The sequence below is a fragment of the Curtobacterium sp. ME-Dv--P-122a genome (genome assembly GCF_030209645.1).
In the GTDB taxonomy this organism is placed as follows: domain Bacteria; phylum Actinomycetota; class Actinomycetes; order Actinomycetales; family Microbacteriaceae; genus Curtobacterium; species Curtobacterium flaccumfaciens.
In genome coordinates this window covers 611,637-634,643 of sequence record NZ_JARVRO010000006.1, presented here as the reverse complement: position 1 = coordinate 634,643, position 23,007 = coordinate 611,637, and the positions used below count along the sequence as shown (strand labels likewise).

Sequence of the window (23,007 nt, the reverse complement as noted above, 5' to 3'; positions counted from 1 at the left end):
ACCCGGCCCTAGCGTCGGATCGTGACCTCGATCCTGCCCCTGCTCTCCGGCCTCGGCACCGGCCTCGCACTAATCGTCGCGATCGGTGTGCAGAACACCTACCTGTTGCGCCTCGCCGTGAGCGCCGGGCTCCGGGTGGTGGCCGCTGCCGTCGTGGTGTGCGCGGTCTCGGATGCGCTGCTCATCGTCGCCGGGGTGCTCGGGGTCGGCGCCGTGGTCGAGCGGTTCCCCGTGGCGCTCCTGGTGATCCGGTTCATCGGTGCCGCGTTCCTGCTCACGTACGGGGTGCTGGCGGCGCGGCGTGCGCTGCGGCCCTCGGGGGACGCGATGCGGGTCGCTGACGAGGCGGCCGACGACGGTGTGGTGGGCGCGGACGCGGACGCGGGCGCGGGGGTGGACGCGGCGGTGGACGCGACCACCGGCACGACGGTGGCGGCGGGGCGGACGCGCACCGCGCCTCCCGGCCAGGTGGTGACCATGCGGACGGCCGTGCTGACCATGCTCGTCTTCACGTGGGCGAACCCGCACGTCTACCTGGACACGCTGGTGTTCCTCGGGTCGGTGGCGAACCAGCAGGGCGCAGACGACCGGTGGCTCTGGACGATCGGTGCCGTCGCGGCGAGTTGCCTGTGGTTCGGGGCACTCGGGTTCGGTGGACGCCTGCTGCGGCCGCTGTTCGAGAAGCCGCTGACCTGGCGGGTGTTCGACGGGCTGGTCGCCGTCGTGATGCTCGCGTTCGGCGTGCTGCTGCTCGTCGGCGCGTAGCGGCGGCGGCGCATGGCGCACCGCGAAACGGACACAGCACCACGCGGTCGCGTGGTGCTGTGTCCGGAACCTGGTCCCGGCGAGGCGGAACCGCCCTACTGCATGCGCTGGCCGACGCGGCTGTGCCGACGGCTGTAGCCGAAGTAGATGACGAAGCCGATGACCAGCCAGATGACGAACCGGAGCCAGGTCTCGACCTCGAGGTTCAGCATCAGCCAGAAGCACAGCACCGCCGAGATGATCGGCAGCACGGGCGACCACGGCACCCGGAAGGCCCGCGGGGCGTCGGGTCGCGAGCGACGCAGCACCACGATGCCGATGGACACCAGGACGAACGCGGACAGCGTGCCGATGTTGATCATGCCCTCGAGCTTGTCGACCGCGGTGAACCCTGCCAGCAGCGCCACGACGACACCGGCGACGACCTGCACGCGCACCGGGGTCTGCGTCTTCGGGTTGGTCTTCGAGAACCAGCGGGGCAGCAGGCCGTCGCGGCTCATCGAGAAGACGATGCGGGACAGGCCGAGCAGCAGCACCATGACGACGGTGGTCAGACCGATCAGCGAACCGATGGCGATGATGCCGGCGGCCCACGGCAGCCCGACGATGTTGAACGCCGACGCCAGGGACGGTGTGTCCTCCTCGGCCAGGCGCTGGTACGAGACCATGCCGGTGATGACGATGCTGACGCCGACGTAGAGCAGGGTCACGATGCCGAGGCCGATGAAGATGCCGCGGGGCAGCGTCTTCTGCGGGTTCTCGGTCTCCTCGGCACTGGTGGCGACGACGTCGAACCCGATGAATGCGAAGAACACCAGGGACGCCGCGGCGAGCAGGCCGAAGACGCCGTACTGGGCGGGCTCCGCACCGGTGAACCACGACACGAGCGACTGCGTCCAGACGCTGCCCTCGGCACCCTTGGCGGGCTCGGCCGGCGGGATGAACGGGGTGAAGTTCGCGGCCTTGACGAAGAACGCACCGGCGACGATGACGAACACGACGATGGCGACCTTGATGACCGTGATGACCGCCGACACCCGCGACGACAGGCGGGTGCCGAAGGCGAGGAGCACCGTGAAGATCCCGACGATGAGCACCGGACCCCAGGTGAAGGGGATCGGACCGAGCTGGATCGTGCTCGGCAGGTCGACGCCGAACACCTTGAACGCTTCGCTGAGGTAGATGCCCCAGTACTTCGCGATCACGGCGCTGGCGGTGAGGGTCTCGAGGATGAGGTCCCAGCCCACGATCCAGGCGAGCAGCTCACCCATCGTGGCGTAGGTGAACGTGTACGCGGAGCCGGCGACGGGGATCGTCGAGGCGAACTCGGCGTAGCACATGATCGCCAGGCCGCAGGTGACGGCGGCGAGCAGGAAGGAGATGATGACGCCGGGCCCGGCGAAGTTCGCGGCGGCGTTCGCGCCGACCGAGAAGATGCCGGCGCCGACGGCGACCGCGATCCCCATCGCGGCGATGTCGAACGTCTTCAGGGAGCGTTTCAGGGACCTGCCCTGCTCCTCGGAGTCGGCCAGGGAGGCCTCGATCGACTTGATGCGGAGCTTCGTTGCCATGGGGTGGATCCCGTCATCGGCTGGCGGCGGACCTCGGAAGGGTACTGGTGTACCACTGTGTCACGCAAAGCGTCCGCCCGGACGGTGGTCCGGTCCGGCGACGGCCGGGAGGCGCGGCGGCGGTCCGGCGCGCACCGCTCGGTCGGCCGTCGGGTGCGTCCAGGGCCGCGGCCTCGTCAGCGGGGCGCGGTTGCGGCCGCGTCAGCGGCCGGCGCGCCAGTCCGCCAGGAACCGGGCTCCGGCCTCGTCGTGGATCACGCCGTCGGGCGCGGTGAGCACCGGGTACGGCGTGGCCGGCACCCCGTCGGCGGGACGGACGTCGACGTGCGCGACCTCGTGACCGTGGGCGTGCAGCCAGTCCGCCATGGCGTAGTCGCTCCGGGAGTCCCCCACGGTGCGCCAGGTGACCGGGAGCTCGCCGTCCTGCCCGAGGAGCTCGAGCGAGCGCTCCGCCCCGAGGTCCTTGCCGCTGCGGTCGGACTCGACGTCGGTCGAGATGATCGTGGGGTCGATGCGCCACTGCACGGCGCCGTCGGCATCGGGCCGGACGTCGTCGAGGCGGCGGACACCGAGCCCGCGACGCTCGAGCGCGGCCATGGCCTTCGCGTCGAACTCCGGCTGGCGGGCCAGGTAGGTGGCGTTCGGCACCTCGACGCGCTGCTCGATCGACACCATGGCGCGCTTCGTCTCGTCGAAGAACACCAGGTCGGCGTACTCGTCGCGGACCAGCTCGCGCATCTCGTCGGCGTAGTCCCGCGGCAGCGCGAGGTCCTCGGCGACCGTCAGCTCGCCCATGCCGCCGTCGTACTGCGGACCGATCGAGCACCACACGGCACCCTTCTCGCAGACGGCGTGGACGCGGCCACCCTCGGCGAGGCCCCCGGCGAGCAGCGGACCGACGACCTCGGCGCGGATGAAGGCGTCGCTGCGGCCGGTGTTGAAGACGATCGGGATGCCCTCGGCGGCGAGCGCGACGAGGTCCGCGACGATGCTCGGGATCGCGATGGTGCGGGAGACCGGGCTGGCGATGGGCCCGTCGACGTCGAGCAGGAGACCGAGGCGGGGTGCGTTCACCCGCCCATCCTCTCGCAGTCAGCTGCTGGGCGAGACGATCCGGCTCCGGACGCGGTCGATCAGGGCTCCGAGGGCCGCGGGAGCGGGGACGTGTCCCTGCCCGGGCACCTCGGCGTACTCCGAACCGGGCACCGCTTCGACGAGGGCGCGGGCGGCTCGTCGCATCCACTCGAGTCCGTCGCCACCGGCGCCGACGAGCACCGGTACGCCGACCGCGGCGGCGACCCGCTCGGGCACGGCGAGGCCGTTCAGCACCCGGACCTCGCGGCTCAGCACGTGGGCGTCGACCACCAGGGAGCGCCAGAGCGACCCCTTGAGCCGCAGGGCCGTGACCTGACCCATCGGGACCCCGAGCACCTGGGTGAGGAACCCGCGGACGGCCTGGGCGCGGCGGCCGGCGCCGACGTGTTCGTCGAGCAGGTCGGCGAACACGACGTCGTCGGCGTGCGGGTCGACCGAGGCGCGGTACGGCGGTTCCCACAGGACGGCGCCGTCGACGGGCAGTCCGGTGGCGAGCCCGTGCAGGACGACACCGGCGCCGACGCAGATGCCGACGGCGGTGGTCGGTGCGCCGATGCTCTCGACGACGGCGCGCAGGTCGTCGACCTCGCGCTCGATCGCCCACGTCGCGGAGTCACCGCTGGCACCACGGCCACGGCGGTCGTAGGTCACCACGCGGTGGGTCGAGCCGAGCTCGGCGACCACACGGTCGAGGTACGGGGTCCCCCGGTGGTCGAAGGCACCGCCCACGACGACGACCGCCGGCCCGTCCCCTGCCTCGGAGACGGCGATGGTGGTGCCGTCGGAAGAGACGACCGTTCGGTCGACTGGAGGGAGCATGGGGTCCTTTGCGGGCTGTCGACGGCGATGCGTCGGGCCTCGGAGGGGACCGTGCGGATTACCGGTCCTCCGAGTGTCGCAGGCGTGGGAGTCCGTGTCTCCCCCCGCTTCCAGGGGCAGGACCCGGTCGCTCGACACCGTGGTGGTCGCCGTGCCATCCTGTTTGAGTACACCTGTACTCAAACGAACACCGCCACCGCCACCGCCACCGCCACCGCCTCGGGGAACCATGACACTCATCGCCATCATCGCCTGCGAGATCGCCTTCTGGGTCGCGATCCTCGGCGGCCTGACCACCCGGTACCTGCTGCGACGGCCGCGCACGGGTGCGGCGATGCTCGTCGCGGCACCCGTGATCGACCTCGTGCTGCTCGCGGTCGTCGCGGTCGACCTGCTCGGTGGCGGAACCGCGTCGTGGCACCACGGACTCGCGGCGATCTACATCGGCTTCTCGGTCGCGTACGGGCACCGGATGATCGCGTGGGCGGACGTCCGGTTCACGCACCGGTTCACCGGGGGTCCCGCACCGGAACGCCTGAGTGGACGGCGGTACACGGCCCGGTGCTGGGGCGACGTGCTGCGGACCGGGCTCGCCGTGCTGATCGCCGGCGGGATCATCGGTGCGCTCGTCCTCGTCGTCGGCGACCCGGAGCGCACGGACGAGCTGCAGGGCACGGTCGCACTGCTCGGGGTGATCCTGGGCATCGAACTGCTGTGGGCGATCAGTTACACGATCTGGCCGCGCCGGGTCACCACCGCAGCCGCGGACCCGGCCGGAGCATCGAGCCAGCCGTAGGCTGACCCGGTGCCCCGCCGTGTCGACCTCGAGGAACGGGGATCCCTGGTGGCCGCGGCCTGCCTGCGGATCCTGGAGCGGGACGGCCTGAGCGCACTGTCGGTGCGGAACGTCGCGGACGAGGCCGGCATCGCTCCGGCATCACTCCGCCGCGTGTTCCCCACGCAGGACGCCCTGCGCGAGCACTGCCTGACGATCATCGAGGAACGGGTCACCGCTCGGCTCGCCGCTCTGCGTTCGACGGGTCGTGCGCTCGCACTGGACGTCCTCGCCCAGGTGCTGCCGCTCGATGCCGAGCGCACGACCGAGATCCTGGCGCAGGTGCAGCTCGGCGTGCTCGCGCGCACCGACGGCCACCTGGCCGCGAGCGCCCGACGCCTGAACGACGGGGTCAGCCGGGTGTGCACCCGGGCGCTGGAGATCCTGCGTGAGGACGGCGGCTTCGGCGACGGTCGCGACCTGACCGACGAGGCCGACCGGCTGCACGCACTGATCGACGGGCTGGCGGTCGAGCACACGTGGGATCCGGCGGCACGTGCGCCCGAGCGGGTCCTGGCGCTCGTCGAGCTGCACGTGGACAGCCTGCGCGGCGCGGTCGCCTGACGCCTCAGCGACCCCGGTAGACCTCGCGCCGGTGCCCGGCGCGCACGACGACGACCACGAGCCGCCCATCGTCGATCAGGTAGATCACGCGGTAGCCACCGACCCGGACACGCCATTCCGGGCTGTTGACGAGTCGACGAGCCGCGGGTGGACGTGGCTCGTCAGCCAGGATCGCGAGAACCCCTTCGACGAGTCGTCGGGCATGTGGCGGCAGTTTGCGGATGGCACGCCCCGCACTCGGCTCGAACTCGATGTCGTAGGTCATCCCAGACCGAGTTCGCGCCTGAGGTCCTCCCACTTGACGTTCTCGCCGCCGATGCGCTCGTTCTCGAGTCGGGCCTCTTCCACCGCCTTCAGGTCGTCCAGGTCCTCCGCCGCCTCGAGCAACCGGTCGAGGACGGCCGCGTCGACCACGGCCGCGACGCGCTTGTTGCGCCGGGTCAGGTAGACGGGTTCGTGCCGGGCGTCGTCGATGATCGACGCCAGGCGGCCACGGGCTTCGGAGATCGACACTTCGCTCACCTGTACATTCTAGAGCGTTTTGTACAAGTCAGACGAGTGCCGTGGTGCCGACCGACTCCCGTTCGAGCAGTGATCGCTTGACGTCGAGGCCCCAGGCGAAGCCGCCGAGCGTGCCGTCCGAGCGCAACACCCGGTGGCACGGGACGAAGAGCGCCGGGGCGTTCCGGGCGCACACGCTCGCCGCCGCCCGCACGGCGTCGGGCCGGCCCATCGCCGCCGCGAACCCGGTGTAGGTCAGGGTGCCGCCGGCGGGGATCCGGCGGAGCTGGCGCCACCCCTCGGTGAACAGCTCCGTACCGAACTGGCGCACGGGCACCTGCATGGCGTGCTCGACCTCGCCCGAGTAGAAGGCGTCGACCGCGTCGGCCGAGGCGACCACGCCGCCGAGCACCCGGTCGGGGCGGTGGCGGTCGGCCAGACGGGCCAGGATCCGCTCGACGGAGTCGGTCCACCCGGACGCGAGGACCCTGCCCTCGGCGTCTTCGAGCACGGTGAACGCCCCGTCGGGGGTGTCCAGGGTCTGGATGGTTGCGTCGGTCATCGGTCGTCCTTCCGGTGGTCCTCGGGGGCACGGGCTGCACGGGCGCCGGCGGTCGCGGTCATCGCGCGGTCGATGATCGGTCGCCAGCAGTGCATCGTGAGGTAGCTCCGCCAGGGGGCCACCTGCTCCGACCATAGGGAGAGCTCGCGCGCCGTTCCGGGCAGCCCGAGTTCCTGTGCACCGTTCCGCACGGCGAGGTCGCTGTGGAGGAAGATGTCGGGGTGGTGCCGGACCCGCAGCGCGACGTAGTCGGCGGTCCACGGCCCGATGCCCTTCACGGCGAGGAGTCCGTCGCGCAGGTCACCGAGGGACTGCCCACCGTCCACCACCAGGGACCCGTCGGCGAGCGCCGCAGCCACCCGCAGGATCGTGTCGACGCGGGCGGCGGGGCCGCGCAGCACCTCGTGCCCGCGTTCGGCGATCACCGCCGCGGACGGGAACAGCAGCCCGCCGGGCCGGATGGCGTCGGGCACCGTCGCGCCGAGTGCGGCCACGAGCCGGGTCTGCGCCGTGCGCGCCGCGGCCACCGAGACCTGCTGCCCGATCAGGGTGCGGAACACGATCTCGTGCGCGTCCACCGCACCGGGCAACCGGAGGCCGGGCACCCGTCCGACGGGTCCGGCGAGCTCGGGCACGGCTCCGAGGACGGCGTCGACGGCGACCGGGTCGGCGTCGAGGTCGAACAGCGCACGCACCCGCGCCACGAGCGCGGGCAGGTCGGAGAGGTCGGTGACCCGCACGCGCAGGTCGATCCCGGTGCCCCGCCCGGCCACGTCGGGGACGGCGGCCGACGCGCTGAACCAGCCCGGGCCTCCAGGCAGATCGACCAGCCGCCCGTACGACGTGACCCGGCCCGTGGGGTCGGTGTCCACCTGCTCCGTACCCGGCAGGGCGTGCAGCGCGTGCCAGTCGAGCAGGCCCTGCGCGTCGAAGGGTGCCCGGGCCGGCAGGTGGACGTGCAGTGCCCCGTCGCCGCCGTCCGTGGCACCGTCGCCTCGCCCGGACCGACGTGCGCGGAGCTCCGTCGGGGTGACGGCGAAGACCTCGCGCACGGTGTCGTTGAACTGCCGGACGCTGGCGAAGCCCGCGGCGAACGCGACGTCGGCGACGGGCAGGTCGGACGAGGTGAGCAGGGTCCGCGCGGTCTGCGCCCGGTGCGCCCGGCTGAGCGCCTTCGGCCCGGCGCCCAGCTCGGCCGTCATGATGCGGTTGAGCTGCCGCTCCGAGTACCCCACGCGCGCGGCGAGCCCGGGGACGCCGTCGCGCTCGACGACACCGTCGAGGACGAGTCGCATCGCCCGGCCGGCGACGTCCTCGCGCAGGTCCCACTCGGGGCTGCCGGGGGTCGCCTCGGGCAGGCAGCGCTTGCAGGCGCGGAAGCCGGCCAGGTGCGCTGCGGCGCTCGTGCGGTAGAAGGTGACGCCCGAGACCTTCGGCGTGCGGGCCGGGCAGCTGGGCCGGCAGTAGATGCCGGTGGAGTGCACGGCGGTGACGAACTGACCGTCGAAGCGTGCGTCGCGCGAGGCGACGGCGCGGTGCCGTTCGGCGTGCAGCGCGTCCGGCTGCACGTCGGTGTCCGGGGTGGTCATGGGCTCAGCCTGACATGCGCCGCCGACGTCGACTGGCGGGAATCGGACGGAGCAGCACACGGCCGGGAGGCCCGGCTAGCGTTGGCCGGGTGACTTCCGCAGACGACGTGGCCGGTCTCGACGACCTGCCGTTCCGGACCGAGGTCGAGGTCGCGCTGCTGCTCGTCTCGCCGCGGCACCGGTACGAGGGACGCCCGGCCGACGGCGCGCTGCCGGTGGGCGCGGACGATCCGGACGAGTCACGCGACCGGATCGAGCTGCGGGCCGGGCTGGGCATCGTCGGCGACCGGTACTTCGCGGCCCGGGCGCACGTGCACGCCTCGGTCACGGTGATCGGGATGGAGGGCCTCGAGGCCGTCGGCACGGCGATCGGGGCGACCGTCGACCCCGCTGCGACCCGGCGGAACGTGTTCCTGCGGGGTGCCGACGTCGAGGCGCTGCGGGGCGAGCCGTTCTCGCTGGAGAGCCTGCTTCCCGGTGGCGACGGCAGCGACGCCCTCGGTCGTGCCGTCCGGTTCCGTGGCTACCGCGCGGCGAACCCCTGCGCCTGGATGGACCACGAGGTGGCCCCCGGGGCGTTCCGGGCGATGCGCGGCCGGGGCGGCGTGCGGTGCGACCCGGAGTCCGACGGTGTGCTCACCCTCGGTCCGGCGGTGCTCCGCACGGCCCGCCCCGTGGCGCTCGGCTGACGCGGTCGCCGGTCGGGCGACCGTCCTGCGCCGGCCGAGACTCGGCTCAGACGGCGCAGTGCTCAGGCGGTGAGGGCGCTCTCGATCGCGTCGACGAACGCCGGCAGGTCGTCCGGGGTGCGGGACGTGATGAAGCCGCCGTCGACCTGGACCTCCTGGTCGACCCACTCGGCACCGGCGTTGCGCAGGTCGGTCTGCAGCGACGGGAACGACGTGACGGTCTTGCCCGACAGCACACCCGCCTCGACGAGGGTCCACGGGCCGTGGCAGATCGCCGCGACCGGCTTGCTCGCCTCGGCGAAGGCCTGTACGAGCGTCGCCGCGCGGGACTCCTGGCGCAGCGTGTCGGCGTTGATCGTGCCGCCGGGGATCACGAGCGCGTCGAAGTCCTTCGCGTCGACACCGGCGATGGTGGTGTCCGGCTCGAGGGTCTGCCCTGGGTCCTTGTCGCCGACCAGCGTCTGGATCGTGCCGGTCTCCTTCGCCGCCACGGTCACCGAGGCACCGCGCTCACGCAGCTGCTCGGTGGGGACGACGATCTCGTCCTGCTCCACGCCGTAGTTCGTCGTGATGACGAGGATCTTCTTGCCGTCGAGGGTTGCCATGATCCGCTCCTTCCGCGGCCCGGTCGTTCCGGCCGCACACCCGAGGGTCGTCGGGGTCGGCTGGGCAGGCCTCCAGGGGCGGTCCGGCGCCCGGCCGACTGGTCACGACTCCCCGCTCACGTCCGCCGGACGGTCACGAAGCGTCGGTAGGCGGCGGCGCAGCCGACGGTTCCTGACCACTCGGCGCAGGCCGGGCGGGGTGTCCTGACCGGCGGCAGACCGGCGGGCGCGCAGGACGGGCGCCGGGCTCAGCCGCGGATGCGGAAGGCGTCACCGTCGCGCTCGACGGTCAGGCCGTCGTACCCGTGGACGCGGTGCAGGCCGGCCGTCACCGGGTGCTCGAGGGGCCCGACGACGACCGTGGTCGCGCCGGAGGCGATGGCGGACTCCAACCCGGCCGGGGCGTCCTCGAACGCCACGCAGTCGGTCGGGTCGACGCCGAGCAGGGCAGCTCCGCGCAGGTAGCCGTCGGGGTGGGGCTTGCCGTGCTCGACGTCCTCCGAGGGCACGAAGGCCTCGGGCACGGCGAACCCGGCGGCGGCCATCCGGCCCGCGGCGAGGTCACGCGGGGCACTCGTCACGAGGGCCACCGGGACGCCGAGTTCGACGAGCCGCTGCACGAAGGCGACGGCGCCGGGGATCTCGAGGATGCCCTCGGTGCTCGCGGTCTCCTCGGCGACGAGTTCCGCCGCGATCCGCTGCTGCTCGGCCAGGGGCAGGTCGGGCAGGAAGCGCCGCAGGGTGTCGATCGCCTGCCGTCCGTGCGAGAACGCGAGGATCTCGTCGGGGTCGATGCCGTTCGCGTGGCCGAACCGGGTCCAGGTCGCCTCGACCACCGCGGTCGAGTCGACGAGCGTCCCGTCCATGTCGAAGAGGACCCCGGACGCCACGATGTCGATCACGCGCCCGACCCTAGCCCACGGGCTCGACCGTCCCGCGGTCCGCGCGCGAGCGGTGTCAGCGCGCCCGCGGTCCGCGGTCGAGCGGTGTCAGTGCGCCCGGACGTACCGGGTGAGCAGCACACCGCCGGCACCGAGCAGCACGTGCGCCGGTCGCATCCGCCGGAGCTCCGGCGACGACCCGCGGGCGATGCGCGGCCCCTCCCCGCCCTCGAGCGACGGGTCGATCGTCAGGGTCAGCTCGTCGACGGCGTCCGCGGCGATGAGCGCCCCGAGGAACGACGGCCCGCCCTCGCAGTGGATCATCCCGAGCCCACGGTCGGCCAACACGCCTCGGATCCGTCCGGAGTCCACCGAGTCCGGCTCGTCCTCCGCGCTGCAGGGCACGACGTCGGCGACCTCGGCGAGCGCCTGGGCCTTCGACGACGCAGCCGCCGTCGCCGAAGTCAGGACGATCGGGCGCACCGGCGCCTCGGTGAACACCCGAGACCCCGGGTCGAGCGACAGCGAGCCCGTGACGATCGCGAACACGGGGTGATCCGGCTTGCCGTGCGCCCGACGCCAGGCGACGTCGGCGTCGTGCAGGACCATCGGCCCGTAGCCCTCGTCACGGACGGTGCCGGCGGCGACGAGCACGACGTCGGCCACCCGGCGGAGCAGGTCGAAGACGCGCAGGTCGTCGTCGCCGCCGAGCGACCCGGACACCCCGGCAGCCGAGGCCGAACCGTCCAGCGTCGCGACGAAGTTCACCCGGAGCCAGAGGGCCCCGGCGTCGGCGGTGTAGAGGTCGAGCAGGTCGTCGTCGGACAGGTCCGCGATCGACGGGGGCAGGACGTTCACGTGTTGTGCCTCGATTCCACGGGGGTGCGCCATCCGAGCGTGGCCTCGACCATGCGCATCGCGTCGACGCTCTCGGCGACGTCGTGCATCCGGACGATCCGGGCGCCGAGCATCGCGCTCACGGTCGCCACGGCGAGCGATCCGGAGAGCCGTTCCCCGCGGGGGCGTCCGAGCGACTCCCCGACGAAGTCCTTGTTCGACACCGCGGCGAGGACCGGGTAGCCGAGCGCGACGACCTCGGGCAGCCGACGGGTGAGCTCGAGGGTGTGCACGGTGTTCTTGTGCAGGTCGTGGCCCGGGTCGACGATGATCCGCGACTCGGGGATGCCCGCGGCGAGCGCCCGGTCGACCCGTTCGCGCAGGAACGCGACGACCTCGCCCGCGATGTCGCCGTACTGCGGCGGCGCCGGCAGGGGCCGTCGGGGTTCGGCGAGCGAGTGCGTGATGACGACGGTGGCCTCGGAGTCGGCGACCACGGCGGCCATCCGCGGGTCGGACAGGCCGGTGGTGTCGTTGACGACGGTCGCCCCGGCTGCGATCGCCGCTGCGGCGACCTCCGGGCGGAAGGTGTCGACGCTGATGACGACGTCGGACTGCTGGGCGAGCTGCTCGACGACGGGCACGACGCGGTCGATCTCGTCGGAGGCGGGCAGTTCCGGACCGGGGGCGAACTTCACGCCGCCGATGTCGACCCAGTCGGCGCCCTGTTCGGCGGCACGGACCGAGGCGGCGACGGCCTGGTCGAGCTCGAAGGTGGCGCCGCGGTCGTGGAACGAGTCGGGGGTGCGGTTCACGATCGCCATCACGGCGATGCGGTGGTCGAAGTCGATGGTGCGGCGGCCGAACGTCCGGACCGGGTGGCGCAGGTCCGGCACGACCCAGCCGGGTTCGGCCACGCCGGGTCCGGCCGCGCCGTCCGGGAGGCCCGTCATGCGTCCGCCCCGGCACGCTCGTCGTGCTCGGCCTCGGTCCCACGCCCCGCACCGATGAGCGCGATCGCCTCGGCCCGTCCCGCGGCGTCGGCGAGCGAACCGGTCGCCGCCACCGTCACGGTCGTCGAACCGGTCTGGCGCTCCCCACGCGTCGTGACGCACTGGTGCTGCGCGTCGAGGACCACCAGGACGCCCTCGGCGCCGAGCCCCTCGGCGATGGTCGCGGCGACCTGTTCGCCGAGCCGCTCCTGCAGCTGCGGACGGGAGGCCACCGCGTCGAGCACCCGCGCCAGCGTGCCGAGCCCGATGAGCCGGTCGCCCGGCGCGTACGCCAGGTGCGCGACCCCGAGGAACGGCAGCAGGTGGTGCTCGCAGACGGAGCGGAACTTCACGTCACGGACGATGACGAGCCGACCGCGTTCGCCGTCCTCGGCGTGCACGGTGCCGTCGCGGGCGATGGCGACCGCGTCGGTGCCGATCCCGGAGAAGAACTCGGCGTACGAGTCGGCGACCCGGGCGGGGGTGCGGGTGAGTTCCGGGCGGTCGGGATCCTCGCCGATGGCGAGCAGCAGCTCGCGGACGGCGGCCTCCACACGGGCGCGGTCCATGGGTGACGTCACCCGCTCATCCAACACCAGCCCTGGCCGGAGAACGCGGGCAGACGCCCAGCGCGAGGTGCACGAACCGCGTGGAACGGGCCTCCCGGCCGTCACAACCTGTGAGACCGGTGTGACACGCCCGAAACCCAGCGTCCTTTAAACTCTCGTGGTGAGCGCCCCGCAGACCGACACCACGCCCCGGAACCGCTTCGCGACCGGCCTCGACCGATTCTTCTCCATCACGCAACGCGGATCGTCGATCCCCCGCGAGGTCCGCGGTGGCCTCGTCTCGTTCGTGACGATGGCGTACATCGTCATCCTGAACCCCCTCATCCTCGGCGGGTTCAGCGCCGACCAGGCCGCCAAGGACGTCAGCGGCGGATGGCTCGAGAACGCTCAGGTGGCCGCGGCGACCGGCCTCGTCGCCGGCGTCATGACCATCGCGATGGGCATCATCGCGAACCTGCCGTTCGGCATCGCCGCGGGGCTCGGGATCAACTCGTTCCTCGCCGTCAGCGTCGTGCACCAGGTCACCTGGGCCGAGGCGATGGGCCTGGTCGTCATCAACGGTGTGATCATCGTGATCCTCGCGTTGACCGGCATCCGGACGATGATCTTCACCGCCGTCCCGGCTCAGCTCAAGGCTGCGATCACCGTCGGCATCGGCCTGTTCATCGCGTTCATCGGGCTCGTCGACTCCGGCTTCGTGCGGTCCTCCGGGCTCGCCTCGCCGCCGCTGCAGCTCGGCGAGGACGGCTCCGTCGGCGCCCTGCCGACCATCGTGTTCCTCATCGGCCTGATCATCATCGGCACGCTCATGGCCCGCCGGGTCAAGGGTGCGCTGCTCATCGGCATCGTCGCGACCACGATCATCGCGATCATCCTGCAGGCGATCTTCCAGGTGCCGACGTCGGTCGACTCGAAGACCGGCTGGAACCTCAACGCCCCCGGCCTGCCGAGCGCACTGTTCGCCGTGCCGGACCTGTCGCTCGTCGGCCACGCCGACGTCTTCGGTGCCTTCACCCGCATCGGCCCGCTCGCCGCGTCGATGCTCGTCTTCACCCTGGTCTTCACGAACTTCTTCGACGCCATGGGCACCATGACCGGTCTGGCCAAGGCCGCCGGTGTCGCGAAGCCCGACGGCACGTTCCCCCGCCTGAAGTCGGCGCTCGTCGTCGAGGGCGTCGGTGCGATCGCCGGCGGTGGCGCGTCGGTGTCGTCGAACACGGTCTTCATCGACTCGGCCTCCGGCATCGGCGAGGGCGCCCGCACGGGCATGGCCTCGGTCGTCACCGGCCTGCTGTTCCTGGCGTCGATGTTCCTCACACCGCTCACCCAGGTCGTCCCGCTCGAGGTCGCCGCCGCCGGGCTCGTCGTCGTCGGTGCGCTCATGGTCGCGCAGGTCGCGGACATCTCGTGGACGGACTTCGGGTCGGCCCTGCCGGCGTTCCTGACGATCGTCGTCATGCCGCTGACCTACTCGATCGCGAACGGCATCGGCGCCGGCTTCATCAGCTGGGTGCTCATCAAGCTGCTGTCCGGCCGCGGCCGCGAGGTCTCGTGGCTGCTCTACGTCGTCGCCGCGGGCTTCCTGCTGTACTTCGCGCGGGGGCCGTTGGAGGCGCTGCTCGGCGTCGGCTGAGGCGTTCGTCCGACCTTGCTTCCGGACGGTTCGGTTCGGTCCGGCACAACCAAGATCGGCTCGCGCCACGGGGTTCCGTGGCGCGAGCCGTCTTTGGTTGTGCGGCGGCGGGCGGGTGGGACGCGGTCGACCGCATCGGCGGCGTTGGCCGCGTCCGCCGCGTCGGCCTGGAGGCCCGTGGTCAGTCCGGCAGGTCGCTCGGCGTCGCCTCGTGGTGGCGCTGGTCCTGGGTGCGACGGTCTTCCTTCATGCCCGCCTCGAACAGGTGGCGGCGGCCCTGCACGAGCTCGTCGCGCGCGGTGCGCTCGAGCTCCTTGGCGAGGGCGTAGTAGCCGTCGTCGTAGTCCTCGACGATCTGGAACGTCCAGCGGCCCGCGATGACGTTGCGGCCCACGAGTTCGGTGTCGATGCGCTCGGCGAGTTCGGTGTGCCCGGCCTTCCGCAGCTGCTCGACCGCCTCACCGAGGTTCAGGTCAGCGGTGCCGGTCAGTCGGTGGAACCCGTAGAGCAGGCCGCGGGCGTGCTCGATGACCTCGACCGCGGCGGACAGGCTGCCGAGTGCCTCGACCGTGGCCTCGGACACCCCCTCGGGAACCTGGTGCTGCGCGTCGGGGCCCTGTGCGTCGTTCGTCATGGGTCCCGTCTACACGAGGGCTGCCGAGGCCGAGCGCAGTCACTTCGTCTGGTTGGGGTGGTGCGACTGCGTTCCGCTGCACCGCCACCACGTCGCGCCACCCCTGTTCCGCGCCGCGCGTCCCGAAGACGATCGTGTACTCCGTCGAACGGATCGGCCGGGGGACCCCGCCGCGCCGGCCCGCCACCGCGTCAGGGCTTCTCGACGCGGATCGGCTCGGCGAGGATCTCCGGCTCTCCGGTGTCCCAGCCCGCGGCGATCGCCTCGGCACTGTTGCGCCACGCCTGCATCTCGAGCAGGAGCCTGCGCGGCTGCCGGAGCGAGAACGAGCCACGGGCGACGTCGACGATCTCCCGGGCGAAGCGCTGCTGGGATGCGGCGCTGAGGAGCTTGATCCACGGGTACGGGATCGCCAGCCGATCGTGGAGCGGCAGTTGCTCGTTGAGCGTCAACGCGGCGATGAGCTGTGCCGCGATGTCCAGGACCGCGTCGTCGTCGTCGGATCGTTCCTTCGTGGTGAGGACCAGGGGCTTCCCGTCGCGACGGGTGACCTCGAGCGGGGCTTCCTCGGCGGCAGCGAACACCTGCTTGGCGTGGCGGGAGAGGTCAGAGGACTGCACCGACCGTCGGGATCGGGGCGGAGCGACGAGCGTCATGGATCGAGCCTATTCAGAACGTGTTCTGAACGCAACGGTCGGTTGCGACGTCGGAGGTCCACACTTACCATTCGAACACACGTTCGAATGAGGAGACCCGATGATGATCACCGACACGGCCGCCACGGTGTGGTGGGCCGAGGGCACGCCGACCCGGCTGGTGTGGGCCGGACGGCGCTGGCGGGTGAGCGACACCCCCACGCGGCTGACCGTGACGCGCGCCGAACTGCCCACCGCGATCACCCATGCGCCCGAACGCACCGTGGGCTGGCGGTTCCAGGCGACCAGCGACGACGACGGCGAGGCCCTGGTGGTCGACATCGTGCCGCAGGGTGCCGGCTGGGGTGTGGCCCGGACGTGGACGTGAGCGGCCCGGACCGCTACCGTCCGGACATGGACAGGTGGGTGGCGCTGCTGCGCGGGGTCAACGTGAACGGCATCACGATCCGGAGCGCCGAGCTCGCGGAACTCTTCCGAGGGCTCGGGTTCGACGACGTCCGCACCGTGCTCGCCTCGGGCAACGTCGTGTTCTCCGCCGACGTGCCCGCCGAGCAGCTCAAGACGTCGATCGAGCAGGGCTTGCGCGACCGGTTCGGGTACGACGCCTGGATCGTGCTCGTCCGGCACGACGCCCTCGCGGCCGTGGTCGACGGGTTCCCCTTCGCGCGTGCCGACGAACGGCACGACTACGTCGTGTTCGGGTCCGACGACGGTGCGCTCGACGCGTTGGTCGCGGACCTCGAACTCGACGAGTCGGTCGAGCAGGTCACCCGCGGGGACGGCGTCGTCTACTGGTCGTGTCCGAAGGGGTCGAGCACCGACACCGTGTTCGCCAAGCGGGCCGCCGCCGCCCGCTTCAAGCACACGACGACGACCCGCAACACGAACACCCTGCGGAAGCTCCTGTGACACTCGGCACGCTGCACCACGTCGAGCTCCGCACCGCCGACCTCGACACCGCCGTCGGCCCCTGGGGCTGGCTGCTCGGAGAACTCGGCTACGAGCCGTTCCAGCGCTGGGAGCACGGCCGGAGCTGGCGGCTGGGCCCGTTGTACGTCGTCCTCGAATCGGCGCCGCTGGACGGCGACCACGACCGGCGCCGACCGGGCCTCAGCCACCTGGCGTTCCACGCCGGTGCTGCCGAGACGGTGGAGCGGCTCTGGGCCGAGGCTCCCGGTCACGGCTGGGCACGCCTGTACGAGGACCGGCACCCGTTCGCCGGTGGCCCGGAGCACCACGCGGCCTTCCTCGAGGACGCCGAGCGGTTCAAGGTCGAGCTCGTCGCCAGCTGACGGTGCCGCCGACGCCGGGGTGGCTCAGGCCTGCGGCGGCTGCCCGTTGCTCGCCATGGTCCCGCCGTCCACCGGCAGGACCGCACCGGTGATGAACGAGGCCGCGTCGCTGGCCAGGAACAGGATCGCCTCGGCGACCTCGGCAGAGCGACCCCCGCGGCCGAGGGCGATGCGCTCGGTGAACTTCGACTGCAGGGCCTCGTCCTCCGCCTGCTCCTGGGTCAGGTCGGTCCAGATGAGTCCCGGAGCGACGGCGTTGACGCGCACGCCGAACTGTCCGTTGTCGAGCGCGGCGGCCTTGGTGAAGTTCGTCACGCCACCCTTCGCCGCGTTGTAGGGACTCATCCGCCAGTCGGCGTCCTCACCGGAGACCGACGAGGTGTTGACGATCGACCCCTTCGTCTCGCGCAGGAACGGCAGGGCCGCCCGGGTGCCGTAGAACACACCGGACAGGTCGGTCTCGATGACCCGCCGCCACTCGGCCGTGCTGATGTCGGTGATGTCGCCCGAGCTGAAGGTTCCGGCGTTGTTCACCAGGACGTCGAGCCGGTCGAAGCGGTCGATCGCCGCCGAGACGACGGTCTCCCAGTCCTCCGGGCTCGCCACGTCGGCGTGCAGGGCGACGACCCGGTGCGTCGGCAGGGAGTCGCCCACCGCGCGGACCTTCTCCTCGACGCTGTCGGTCAGCACGACCGACGCGCCCTCGTCGATGAACGCCCGCACCGTCGCCTCACCGATGCCGGACCCCGCGCCCGTGACGATCGCGACCTTGCCCTCGAACCGGTTGCCCATGATGTCTCCTCTCGTTGCACGAACCGTGCCCGGGGAGACGCCATCGACCCGAGGGGCACGGCAGACCACGGTGCCCCGGACCGACTGGACGCGTTCGGAGGCGCCGGCAACGTCCCGGGAACACAGGTCGCCCCGGCCCCGCGAGGCGGAACCGGGGCGACGTGCTACTGCGGCGCAGGGCAGGTACCGGCGTCAGCCGGTCGAGTCGTCGAGGTCGAAGTCGCGCTCCAGGGAGATCGTCGGGATCGACGCGGTGATGACCGAGCCGTCCGCACGCAGCGTGCCCTGGATGTCGCTCGTGGTCGGGGCGTGCCCGGACATCCGCGGCCCGTGGTGCGGCAGCGGCACCACGGTGGGCTCCCCCGCCTCGATGTCCCACTGCTGGTTGTGCACCCACACCGTGAAGCCCGAACCGGTCTCGACCGTGAGCGTCATGGCTTCCTGCTCGAGGTCGACCCGGACCCGCGATCCGCGCACCGTCAGACGGTAGGACAGACGGTCCCAGTGCTTCGGCAGCCGCGGGTTGAAGCTCATCCGCCCGCCGTGGTCGCGCATGCCACCGAAGCCGTTGACGAGCGCACCCCAGATGCCACCGGTCGACGCGATGTGCACGCCGTCCGAGGTGTTGCCGTGCAGGTCCGCCAGGTCGACGTAGAGCGCGGTCTGGAAGTACTGGTCGGCGAGGTCGTGGTACCCGACCTCGGCCGCCATGATCGACTGCACGACCGCGGAGAGCGTCGAGTCGCCGGTGGTGAGTGCGTCGTAGTAGTCGAAGTCGCGACGCTTCTCGGCCGCCGTGAACTCGTGTCCCTGCAGGAACAACGCGAGCACGACGTCGGCCTGCTTCAGCACCTGGAACCGGTAGATGACCAGCGGGTGGTAGTGGAGCAGCAGCGGGCGCTTGGACTCGGGGGTGTTCTCGAGGTCCCAGAGTTCCTTGTCGAGGAACTGGGCGTCCTGCGGGTGGATGCCGCGGTGCGGGTCGAACGGGATCTCCATCGACTCCGCGGCGTGCTCCCACTCGACGAGCTCGTCCGGCTGCAGACCGGTCCGGCGCACCATGCGGTCGTACTCTTCGGCGTCGTCGGCGGCGAGCTCGCGGCAGGCGTTGACGGCGAACCACAGGTTCGCCCGCGCCATGACGTTCGTGTAGAGGTTGTCGTCGACGACGGTCGTGTACTCGTCCGGTCCGGTGACGCCGTCGATGTGGAACTTCTTGTCACCGTTCGACCGCCAGAACCCGAGGTCGGCCCAGAGCCGCGCGGTCTCGACGAGCACGTCGATGGCGCCGCGCTTCAGGAACTCGCGGTCGCCCGAGGCCCGCACGTACTGCATGAGCGCATGTGAGATGTCGGCGTCGATGTGGTACTGCGCGGTGCCGGCGGCGTAGTACGCGCTGGACTCTTCACCGTTGATCGTCCGCCACGGGAACAGTGCACCGCGCTGGTTCAGCTCGCGGGCCCGCGCCCGTGCCGCGTCGAGCATGTTGTAGCGGAAGCGCAGGGCGTTCCGCGCGACGATCGGCGCCGTGTACGACAGGAACGGCAGGACGTAGATCTCCATGTCCCAGAAGTAGTGGCCGCCGTAGCCGGAGCCGGTGACGCCCTTCGCGGCGATGCCGTGGCCGTCGGTGCGGGCGGTGGCCTGCGCCAGCTGGAAGAGGTTCCAGCGGACGGCCTGCTGGATCGCGGGCTGACCGGCGATCTCGACGTCGCTGCGGGCCCAGTAGTCGTCGAGCCAGTCGCGCTGCTTCGCGAAGGTCTCGTCGACGTTCTCGGCGTGCGCGCGGTCGAGCGTGCGGTCGCACCGGTCCGCGAGCTCGCGCACGGGCACCCCGCGGGAGGTGTGGTAGACCACGTGCTTCACGAGCCGGATGGGCTGCCCCGCGCGGGCCTGCACCCGGTAGACGTGCTTCGCCAGGTCGTCCTCGATCGAGGAGGACTCGTCCCAGCTGTTCTCGGTCTCGATGTGGTGCTCGACGCCGACGCAGATCGTCATGCCGGAGCTGGACGCCTGGTACCCGAGGACCGAACGGCCGCCGGTGCTGCGCTTGAGCTTCGGCACGAGCACCCGCTCGGTGAACGACTCGGCCTTGCGCGGGTCGAAGGCGTTCGCCGCGGCCCGCATGCCGGCGTGGTACTCGTCCTGCACGTCCTGGCGGTTGAGGATCTGGCTGGACAGCAGGATCGAGGCGTCCGCGTCGAGCACGGTGACCTCGTAGTCGATGACGGCGAGGTGCCGATCGGTGAACGACACGAGTCGACGTGCCCGGATGAGCACCCGCTTGCCGGACGGCGTCGACCACTCGGTCTCGCGGAACAGGTAGCCGCCGCGGAACTCCAGCCGACGCGTGTGCCGGAGGATGTCGGCCTCGGCCAGCACGAGCGGCTCGTCGTCGACGTACAGGCGGATGACCTTGGCGTCGGGCGCGTTGATGATCGTCTGCCCGGTCTTCGCGAAGCCGAAGGCGTCTTCCGCGTGCCGGATCGGCCAGGTCTCGTGGAACCCGTTGATGTACGTGCCGTACTGCACGCCGCCACGGCCTTCGTCGAGGTTGCCGCGCAGGCCGAGGTACCCGTTGCCGACGGCGAAGTTCGTCTCGGCGACGCCCTGCTCGTCGGGGGTGTACTCGGTCTCGACGAGGGCCCACTCGTCGATCGGGTAGCGGACGCGGTCGAGGGGGTCCGAGGTGATGGGGTTCATGCTGCTCCGTGGGAAGGGAGGGAGATGGGTACGTCGGTGCGGCCGGCAGCCAGGGAGCGTCCGGCAGGGTGGCCTACGTCGTGCTGGTGGCCGGTGCGGGCAGCTGGTCGATGAGTTCGTCGAGGTCGGCCACGACGACGTCGGCACCGTGCTCGCGCAGGGCGTCCGCCCCGGCACCGCGGTCGACACCGACGACGAGACCGAACGAACCGTTGCGGCCGGCTTCGACCCCGCTGGTGGCGTCCTCGACCACGACGCACTCGGCGGCGGTGAGCCCGAACCGGGTCGCTGCGTCGAGGTAGGTGTCGGGCGCCGGCTTGCCGGTCAGGCCGTCCTGGCGCGCGACGAGCCCGTCGACGACGACGGGGAACCGGTCGAGGATGCCCGCCGTCCGGAGCACCGACGTGGCGTTCGCCGAGCTGGAGACGACCGCGACGGACATGCCTGCGGCGATCGCGGCGGTCAGGAACCGGAGCGACCCCGGGTAGGGCTCGACGCCGTGCTCGTCGAGCTCGGCGGTGAACTCCGCGTTCTTCCGGTTGCCGAGCCCGCAGACGGTGTCGGTGTCGGGCGCGTCGTCCGGGGTGCCCTGCGGCAGGTCGATGCCGCGCGACTCGAGCAGCGAGCGCACGCCGTCGTAGCGGGGCTTGCCGTCGATGGAGGTGAAGTAGTCCTGCTCGGTGTACGGCGCGACCCCGTGTGCTTCGAGGTACGGCGTGAACAGTCGGCTCCACGCACGCATGTGGACGTCGGCGGTCGGGGTGAGCACGCCGTCGAGGTCGAACAGGAGCGCTCGCTGGTCACTGAGTCGCGCGGGCGTGCGCTGGTCCTGCGTCGTCATCTGCGGTCCTCCGGGGACTGGTGGTGGACGAATGGCTCGCGACGAGTCTAGGACCGCTCCAGTCCGGACGTCCGGACGCGCCGCACCCTGTGGAGAGAGTTCACCGGGCGCTCCGCTGTGCAGGGAGGACCCCCGTCACGGTGCACCTGTGAGGCCTCTGAGACATGCCCCGACACGCTGACCCGGACGAAAGGCACCACCATGACCAGCGACACCACGGCCGCACCCCACGACGGCACGCAGTCGAAGCTCCGCCAGGCGATCACCGGCCCGCTGCTGTTCCTCTTCATCCTCGGCGACGTCCTCGGCGCCGGCATCTACGCCCTGATGGGGACGCTGGCCAAGGACGTCGGCGGTGCACTCTGGGCGCCGCTGGTGCTCGCGCTCCTGCTGGCCCTGCTCACCGCGGGCTCCTACGCCGAACTCGTGACGAAGTACCCGAAGGCCGGCGGTGCCGCGGTCTTCGCCGAACGGGCCTACAAGGCGCCGATCGTCTCGTTCCTGGTCGGGTTCAGCATGCTCGCCGCCGGCGTCACGAGCGCCGCCGGCCTGTCGCTCGCCTTCGCCGGCGACTACCTCGGCACGTTCGTCGACCTGCCGCCCGTGCCCACCGCGATCGTCTTCCTCGCCCTGATCGCCTGCCTGAACGCCCGCGGCATCTCCGACTCGCTCAAGAGCAACGTCGTGATGACGATCATCGAGGTCTCCGGCCTCGTCATCGTGATCGTCGTCGTGGCCGTGATGCTCGGCGGTGGCGGCGGTGACGTCTCCCGGATCGGCGCGTTCCCGTCCGAGGCGAACCCGGCCCTGGCGACCCTGAGCGCCGCGATCGTCGCCTACTACTCGTTCGTCGGTTTCGAGACGTCCGCCAACATCGCGGAGGAGGTCCGCGACCCCCGCCGCGTCTACCCGAAGGCCCTGTTCGGCGCCCTCGCCACGGCCGGCGTCGTCTACGTCCTCGTCGCCGTCGCCAGTGCGATCGCCCTGCCCGCGTCGGAGCTGTCCGAGTCCAGCGGCCCGCTCCTCGCGGTCGTCTCCGCCACCGGCGTCCCGATTCCCGACTGGGTCTTCAGCCTCATCGCCCTGGTCGCCGTCGCGAACGGCGCGCTGCTCACGATGATCATGTCGAGCCGCGTGACCTACGGCATGGCCGAGCAGCGGCTCCTGCCCGCCCTGCTCGCGAAGGTCCTGCCGAACCGGAAGACCCCGTGGACCGCCATCGTCGCCACCACGGTCGTCGCGATGCTCCTGACCCTGGTGGGTGACGTCGGCGTGCTGGCCGAGACCGTCGTGCTCCTGCTGCTCTTCGTGTTCATCAGCACGAACGTCGCCGTCCTGGTGCTCCGCCGCGACCACGTCGAGCACGACCATTTCCGGGTCTGGACGTTCGTCCCGGTGCTCGGGGTGCTGTCGTGCATCCTGCTGCTGACGCAGCAGAGCGGTCAGGTCTGGCTCTACGCCGCGATCCTGCTCGCCGTCGGCGTGGTCCTGTACTTCGTCGCCCGGTTCACCGGGCACCGTTCCGGACGCGACCACGAGGCGGGCGTGATCCACTGACGTCACGCACCACGGGCCTCCACGC

The 23,007-nt window shown here is 71.6% G+C and carries 26 protein-coding genes; 9 read left to right on the top strand and 17 right to left on the bottom strand.

Features of this window, described 5'->3' with window-relative positions; genetic code table 11:
• Positions 1-21: 21 nt before the first annotated feature.
• The gene (locus QRN49_RS08010; protein ID WP_284755084.1) at positions 22-765 is read left to right on the top strand and encodes a LysE/ArgO family amino acid transporter; all 744 of its coding nucleotides are present in this window, start codon (positions 22-24) and stop codon (positions 763-765) included.
• Positions 766-860: 95 nt separating this feature from the next.
• On the opposite strand, the gene QRN49_RS08005 is transcribed toward QRN49_RS08010, so the two are convergent.
• From QRN49_RS08005 to QRN49_RS07995, 3 genes are all read right to left on the bottom strand, one after another.
• The gene (locus QRN49_RS08005) at positions 861-2,336 is read right to left on the bottom strand and encodes an APC family permease (RefSeq protein WP_111104785.1); all 1,476 of its coding nucleotides are present in this window, start codon (positions 2,334-2,336) and stop codon (positions 861-863) included.
• A 201-nt stretch (positions 2,337-2,537) separates the two neighbouring features.
• The gene (locus QRN49_RS08000; protein ID WP_209050385.1) at positions 2,538-3,410 is read right to left on the bottom strand and encodes an HAD family hydrolase; all 873 of its coding nucleotides are present in this window, start codon (positions 3,408-3,410) and stop codon (positions 2,538-2,540) included.
• Positions 3,411-3,428: 18 nt separating this feature from the next.
• Complete coding sequence (locus QRN49_RS07995) at positions 3,429-4,250, bottom strand: alpha/beta fold hydrolase (RefSeq protein ID WP_284755083.1); 822 nt, start codon at positions 4,248-4,250, stop codon at positions 3,429-3,431.
• 229 nt (positions 4,251-4,479) lie between these two features.
• Between QRN49_RS07995 and QRN49_RS07990 the strand changes: the two genes are divergently transcribed.
• Together QRN49_RS07990 and QRN49_RS07985 are read left to right on the top strand one after the other, a co-directional pair.
• Positions 4,480-5,046, top strand: coding sequence for a hypothetical protein (locus QRN49_RS07990; protein ID WP_284755082.1), 567 nt, complete (start codon positions 4,480-4,482; stop codon positions 5,044-5,046).
• 9 nt (positions 5,047-5,055) lie between these two features.
• On the top strand, positions 5,056-5,649 hold the full coding sequence (locus tag QRN49_RS07985; RefSeq protein ID WP_284755080.1) for a TetR/AcrR family transcriptional regulator: 594 nt from the start codon (positions 5,056-5,058) through the stop codon (positions 5,647-5,649).
• A gap of 4 nt (positions 5,650-5,653) precedes the next feature.
• Here QRN49_RS07985 and QRN49_RS07980 read toward each other — a convergent pair whose 3' ends face one another.
• Genes QRN49_RS07980 through QRN49_RS07965 form a run of 4 tightly spaced genes read right to left on the bottom strand, consistent with a single transcriptional unit; the run spans position 5,654 to position 8,301 of the window.
• On the bottom strand, positions 5,654-5,914 hold the full coding sequence (locus QRN49_RS07980; protein WP_284755078.1) for a type II toxin-antitoxin system RelE family toxin: 261 nt from the start codon (positions 5,912-5,914) through the stop codon (positions 5,654-5,656).
• Positions 5,911-6,171: a type II toxin-antitoxin system prevent-host-death family antitoxin gene (locus QRN49_RS07975; RefSeq protein WP_071250100.1), complete on the bottom strand. Its 261-nt coding sequence runs from the start codon at positions 6,169-6,171 to the stop codon at positions 5,911-5,913. Before QRN49_RS07975 ends, QRN49_RS07980 begins: the two co-directional genes overlap by 4 nt.
• Before the next feature lie 28 nt (positions 6,172-6,199).
• Positions 6,200-6,712 (bottom strand): methylated-DNA--[protein]-cysteine S-methyltransferase, encoded by a 513-nt coding sequence (locus tag QRN49_RS07970; RefSeq protein WP_284755074.1) that lies wholly within the window; start codon positions 6,710-6,712, stop codon positions 6,200-6,202.
• Entirely contained in the window at positions 6,709-8,301 is a 1,593-nt protein-coding gene (locus tag QRN49_RS07965) for an AlkA N-terminal domain-containing protein (RefSeq protein ID WP_284755072.1), read from the bottom strand. The genes QRN49_RS07970 and QRN49_RS07965 overlap by 4 nt, the downstream gene beginning before the upstream one ends.
• Before the next feature lie 89 nt (positions 8,302-8,390).
• On the opposite strand from QRN49_RS07965, the gene QRN49_RS07960 reads away from it, so the two are divergent.
• A complete protein-coding gene (locus tag QRN49_RS07960; protein WP_260688441.1) occupies positions 8,391-8,990 on the top strand; it encodes a molybdenum cofactor biosysynthesis protein in 600 nt (199 codons plus the stop codon).
• Positions 8,991-9,052: 62 nt separating this feature from the next.
• Here the strand turns inward: QRN49_RS07960 and QRN49_RS07955 are convergent, their stop codons facing one another.
• The 5 genes from QRN49_RS07955 to folE form a co-directional block, all read right to left on the bottom strand.
• The gene (locus QRN49_RS07955) at positions 9,053-9,595 is read right to left on the bottom strand and encodes a type 1 glutamine amidotransferase domain-containing protein (protein ID WP_071245566.1); all 543 of its coding nucleotides are present in this window, start codon (positions 9,593-9,595) and stop codon (positions 9,053-9,055) included.
• Between the two features lie 248 nt (positions 9,596-9,843).
• On the bottom strand, positions 9,844-10,497 hold the full coding sequence (locus QRN49_RS07950; RefSeq protein ID WP_111028938.1) for an HAD-IA family hydrolase: 654 nt from the start codon (positions 10,495-10,497) through the stop codon (positions 9,844-9,846).
• 87 nt (positions 10,498-10,584) lie between these two features.
• Complete coding sequence (locus QRN49_RS07945; protein WP_284755069.1) at positions 10,585-11,334, bottom strand: pyrimidine reductase family protein; 750 nt, start codon at positions 11,332-11,334, stop codon at positions 10,585-10,587.
• Positions 11,331-12,266 carry a dihydropteroate synthase gene (folP, locus tag QRN49_RS07940; protein ID WP_284755067.1) on the bottom strand — a complete coding sequence of 312 codons (936 nt, stop codon included), beginning with the start codon at positions 12,264-12,266 and terminating at the stop codon, positions 11,331-11,333. The genes QRN49_RS07945 and folP overlap by 4 nt, the downstream gene beginning before the upstream one ends.
• Positions 12,263-12,874, bottom strand: a complete 612-nt coding sequence (folE, locus tag QRN49_RS07935) for a GTP cyclohydrolase I (protein ID WP_209081142.1) — start codon at positions 12,872-12,874, stop codon at positions 12,263-12,265. The genes folP and folE overlap by 4 nt, the downstream gene beginning before the upstream one ends.
• A 157-nt stretch (positions 12,875-13,031) precedes the next feature.
• Between folE and QRN49_RS07930 the strand changes: the two genes are divergently transcribed.
• Entirely contained in the window at positions 13,032-14,507 is a 1,476-nt protein-coding gene (locus tag QRN49_RS07930; protein WP_111023334.1) for an NCS2 family permease, read from the top strand.
• A gap of 181 nt (positions 14,508-14,688) precedes the next feature.
• On the opposite strand, the gene QRN49_RS07925 is transcribed toward QRN49_RS07930, so the two are convergent.
• Both QRN49_RS07925 and QRN49_RS07920 read right to left on the bottom strand, forming a co-directional pair.
• Complete coding sequence (locus QRN49_RS07925) at positions 14,689-15,141, bottom strand: hypothetical protein (protein ID WP_017887957.1); 453 nt, start codon at positions 15,139-15,141, stop codon at positions 14,689-14,691.
• A gap of 191 nt (positions 15,142-15,332) precedes the next feature.
• Positions 15,333-15,797 (bottom strand): prevent-host-death protein, encoded by a 465-nt coding sequence (locus QRN49_RS07920; RefSeq protein WP_284755064.1) that lies wholly within the window; start codon positions 15,795-15,797, stop codon positions 15,333-15,335.
• Positions 15,798-15,900: 103 nt separating this feature from the next.
• On the opposite strand from QRN49_RS07920, the gene QRN49_RS07915 reads away from it, so the two are divergent.
• The 3 genes from QRN49_RS07915 to QRN49_RS07905 are packed head-to-tail and all read left to right on the top strand — an operon-like array spanning position 15,901 to position 17,089.
• Positions 15,901-16,164 carry a hypothetical protein gene (locus QRN49_RS07915; protein WP_244993283.1) on the top strand — a complete coding sequence of 88 codons (264 nt, stop codon included), beginning with the start codon at positions 15,901-15,903 and terminating at the stop codon, positions 16,162-16,164.
• 26 nt (positions 16,165-16,190) lie between these two features.
• Positions 16,191-16,706, top strand: coding sequence for a DUF1697 domain-containing protein (locus QRN49_RS07910; protein ID WP_284755062.1), 516 nt, complete (start codon positions 16,191-16,193; stop codon positions 16,704-16,706).
• The gene (locus QRN49_RS07905; RefSeq protein WP_209129648.1) at positions 16,703-17,089 is read left to right on the top strand and encodes a VOC family protein; all 387 of its coding nucleotides are present in this window, start codon (positions 16,703-16,705) and stop codon (positions 17,087-17,089) included. Before QRN49_RS07910 ends, QRN49_RS07905 begins: the two co-directional genes overlap by 4 nt.
• A gap of 24 nt (positions 17,090-17,113) precedes the next feature.
• On the opposite strand, the gene budC is transcribed toward QRN49_RS07905, so the two are convergent.
• From budC to QRN49_RS07890, 3 genes are all read right to left on the bottom strand, one after another.
• Complete coding sequence (budC, locus tag QRN49_RS07900) at positions 17,114-17,881, bottom strand: meso-2,3-butanediol dehydrogenase (RefSeq protein ID WP_111099607.1); 768 nt, start codon at positions 17,879-17,881, stop codon at positions 17,114-17,116.
• A gap of 192 nt (positions 17,882-18,073) precedes the next feature.
• Complete coding sequence (locus QRN49_RS07895) at positions 18,074-20,584, bottom strand: glycoside hydrolase family 65 protein (RefSeq protein WP_071406211.1); 2,511 nt, start codon at positions 20,582-20,584, stop codon at positions 18,074-18,076.
• Between the two features lie 73 nt (positions 20,585-20,657).
• Positions 20,658-21,425: an HAD family hydrolase gene (locus QRN49_RS07890; protein ID WP_284755058.1), complete on the bottom strand. Its 768-nt coding sequence runs from the start codon at positions 21,423-21,425 to the stop codon at positions 20,658-20,660.
• A gap of 201 nt (positions 21,426-21,626) precedes the next feature.
• Here QRN49_RS07890 and QRN49_RS07885 point away from each other — a divergent pair, with 201 nt between their 5' ends.
• Complete coding sequence (locus tag QRN49_RS07885; RefSeq protein ID WP_284755056.1) at positions 21,627-22,982, top strand: APC family permease; 1,356 nt, start codon at positions 21,627-21,629, stop codon at positions 22,980-22,982.
• The last annotated feature ends 25 nt before the right edge of the window (positions 22,983-23,007 follow it).